The organism is Gemmobacter caeni (genome assembly GCF_003054195.1).
Classification (GTDB): Bacteria; Pseudomonadota; Alphaproteobacteria; order Rhodobacterales; family Rhodobacteraceae; genus Gemmobacter; species Gemmobacter caeni.
Window position 1 is genome coordinate 1 of record NZ_QBKP01000059.1, and the last position, 3189, is coordinate 3189.

Consider the following 3189-nt stretch of genomic DNA (forward strand, 5'->3'; position numbering starts at 1 on the left):
GACATGCGACGGGGCATCAACTTCCGGTCCGGCCCCGACTTCGTCTCGGTCGGATCGAATGCCCTGCAGGCGGCGGTCATGCAGTTCGGCGCGAAACAGGGCCAGTTCGGCGCCCGCATGGGCCGGACGAAGCAGAAAGACGGCGGCCCCGCCTCCCGTGACTATTTCCATCCCCTGCCCTGGGGCGACATCCCGGCCCGGCCTTTCCTCGGCCTCTCCGACACCGACCGCTCCAACATCCTCGATATCGTCCGTGAGGCCTTCGAAGCGCAGGTGGGAGGGTGATTCGGGCTAAAGCGGACAGTCGGTCTCGACCAATTCTGCGTAGACACATCCCCAGAAGCCGTCATTCAACTGACATTGCAGCAAAGCCCAGCCATGATGGCAGCGATGCCGGACCAAGTGGTCGTTCGCAGCAGAGGCCACGACAGTCCATTAGCTTGTAAAATGTCTATGATTTTCACTCAAAACGGCGTCAAAGTGACATGGATTTGGGACTTGGATTGGACAGAGGGATACTGATGAACGGAGATTTCTACAACCGGCTAAAAGCCTCGCGTGCGGCAGTCGGGTCGCCAGAAGGGCTGGAGCTTGAAGAGTGCGTGCTGCGGACCGTCACCGCACTGCAATCTTCGCACACGGACGGGAACAGGCCCGGTATGCTGTTGGGCAAAATCCAATCGGGCAAGACCCGCGCGTTCCTAGGCGTGATCGCTGCAGCCTTTGATGAAGGTTTCGATGTGGCTGTGGTCCTAACCAAGGGTACCAAAACTCTGGCACAGCAAACAGTGAACCGCATCGCCAACGAGTATCGCGAATTTCGTGACGCAGAAGAAATGGCGGTCTATGACATCATGACCGTGCCCAACCTAACTTCTTGGGAAATCGACAACCACAAGCTGATTTTCGTAGCCAAGAAAGAGGCTAACAACATGCGGCGGCTGGTGAATCTATTCTCAGAGACGCACCGCGCGCTGGCGGGAAAACGCGTTCTAATCGTTGATGATGAAGCTGATTTCGCCTCGATCCGCTTCAGCAAGAAGAAGGGGACGAAAGAAATAGAGCAGGGGCGGATCGCCGACAGAATCGACGAGCTTCGTCGCGAACTAACTAATCCCGCTGTGCTGCAAGTAACCGCAACGCCCTACTCACTCTACCTCCAGCCGGAGGAATACGAGACAACACCGGACCAAAACTTCAGGTTTGAACCCAAGCGGCCTGCCTTCACCCAACTTGTGCCTATTCACGGTGGATATGTTGGCGGCGACCATTATTTTGGCGATCACGATGAAAGCCATCCAGAATTTTATTTGTGGCACCCTGTGGCCGAAGACGAATTGACAGCGCTAAAGAAAGAAGATCGCCGCAGAGTCCGCAGCGACGAAGCGCTGACCTCAAAGCGGACTGAAACATTGCGTCATGCGCTGGTGACCTTCGTGACGGCTGCCTCTATCCGTCGGCTCCAACAAAGGCAAACCGGCAAGAAATTGCAACGCTACTCAATGATCGTCCATGTAGAGACGGCGCGTGCATCGCACGCGTGGCAACATACGGTTGCGCAAGAGATAATCTCCGGGATGTCGAAGGCAGCGATGGCTGGAGACCCGACCTTCGGTGAGCTGGTAAGACGATCCATCGATGACCTTGAGCGCTCGATAAGTGCTGGAAACTATAACATGCCAGATCACGACGCCATCGCCGGTCTTGTTAAGGATGCATTCGTAAAAAGCGGAGTAGTCACTGAAAAGGTCAACTCTGACAACGACGTTCAGGCCCTATTGGACGAGAATGCAGAACTGCGCCTGCGAACCCCTTTTAATGTGTTCATCGGCGGGCAAATTCTAGACCGGGGCATTACTGTGCCCAATCTGTTAGGATTTTTTTATGGCCGCTCGCCGAAAAAAATGCAGCAAGACACGGTGCTTCAGCATGCGCGCATGTATGGAAATCGCCCACGGGAAGACCTTGCCGTTAGCAGGTTCTATACTACCGCAGGTAACTACAATGCGCTTAAGTCGGTCCACGAATTTGACTCTGCCCTACGTCATGCGTTTGAAACAGGGGCTCACGACCGAGGCGTTGCGTTCGTTATGCGCGACCTGAGCAACCGGGTCATCCCTTGCGCACCCAGTAAGATTCTCGTGTCCGACATCGTTTCATTGAGACCTAATGGCGCGCTGTTGCCCGTAGGATTCCAGACTAAAGCGAAAACTTCCCTTGTGAAGATAATGTCAAAGGTCGATGCGCTGGTGCCTGCTGACGCCGTAGATTCCAACCAGCCGATCAAGTTCAAGTGTAAGACTGCAGTGCAGATACTCGACTTGATAGAAGAGGCGTTCGAGTTCGAGGACGGCTATTCGTTCGATTGGGAAGCATGCCGTGCTGCCGTCGAGTATTTCTCTAAGATCGTGTCACCGGCTGGGGAGCGGGGCGACTGCTGGATCATAGCACCCAAGGGCAGAACGATTGCCCGGCGGCGGGCCAGCGGCCGGTACTCCGATGCGCCATTGTCATACCAGGAGCGTGCCGCGTTTCGCTCGCTGGGCGGGGGGTTGCCGATACTTGCGCTTCTTGGTCAAGAAGGGCGAGTGGAAGACGGTTGGCGCGATTGCCCCTTCTGGTGGCCCGTCCTTGTCTCTCCGGCACAAGCAGCTCCAAGCATATTTGCGTCCAGTGTGCGGGATAGCAGCACCGACGACGAAAAGTAGAGCCAAATTTGCGTACGCTCGCTATACTGGTAGGGCGTACTGAATGCTGCGGACCGTGTAAATTCCGGATAATCTGGGATTTACACGACAGATTTGTTGCGCCGGCTTCAGGCGCTTCACCGCCCTTCACGCCCCACACTCCCCCCTGACCCCCAGACATCCGCACACCGTTGCGGATGTTTTGGTTTTGGCTGGCGGGGGATGTTGGGTTCATGTCGAACCCGCAGATCATCTCGCTTCAATCCACGTCGCTGCCGGAGGGCGGTGCCCCTGACTGGATCCATCTGATCCCGGCCGGGGCGGAGATCCTGACCGCCGATGCGCGCGGTCCCTATCGGCTTGTTGATCCGCAGGCGGTGATTGCCGCCTCGACGGGGAAGCTCCCGATCGACGAGAACCATGCCATCGACCTCGCCGCCCCGCGTGGCGAGGCCTCGCCCGCCCGGGGCTATGTCGTCGAGCTGCAGGCGCGCGCCGACGG

General features: G+C 57.0%; 2 protein-coding genes and 1 pseudogene. All 3 read left to right on the forward strand.

What is annotated here, in order from left to right:
* Positions 1–285 (forward strand): phage virion morphogenesis family protein (locus C8N34_RS25655; protein ID WP_211317749.1); only part of this gene is annotated, 285 nt, incomplete at its 5' end.
* Between the two features lie 236 nt (positions 286–521).
* Complete coding sequence (locus C8N34_RS25660) at positions 522–2708, forward strand: Z1 domain-containing protein (protein WP_108131062.1); 2187 nt, start codon at positions 522–524, stop codon at positions 2706–2708.
* A gap of 212 nt (positions 2709–2920) precedes the next feature.
* Positions 2921–3189: pseudogene (locus tag C8N34_RS25665) on the forward strand (phage protease); the annotation flags it as partial.

Excerpts from the sequence above, each read along its gene's own strand:
- C8N34_RS25660 (WP_108131062.1), top strand. The coding sequence starts at position 522 with ATGAACGGAGATTTCTACAACCGGCTAAAAGCCTCGCGTGCGGCAGTC.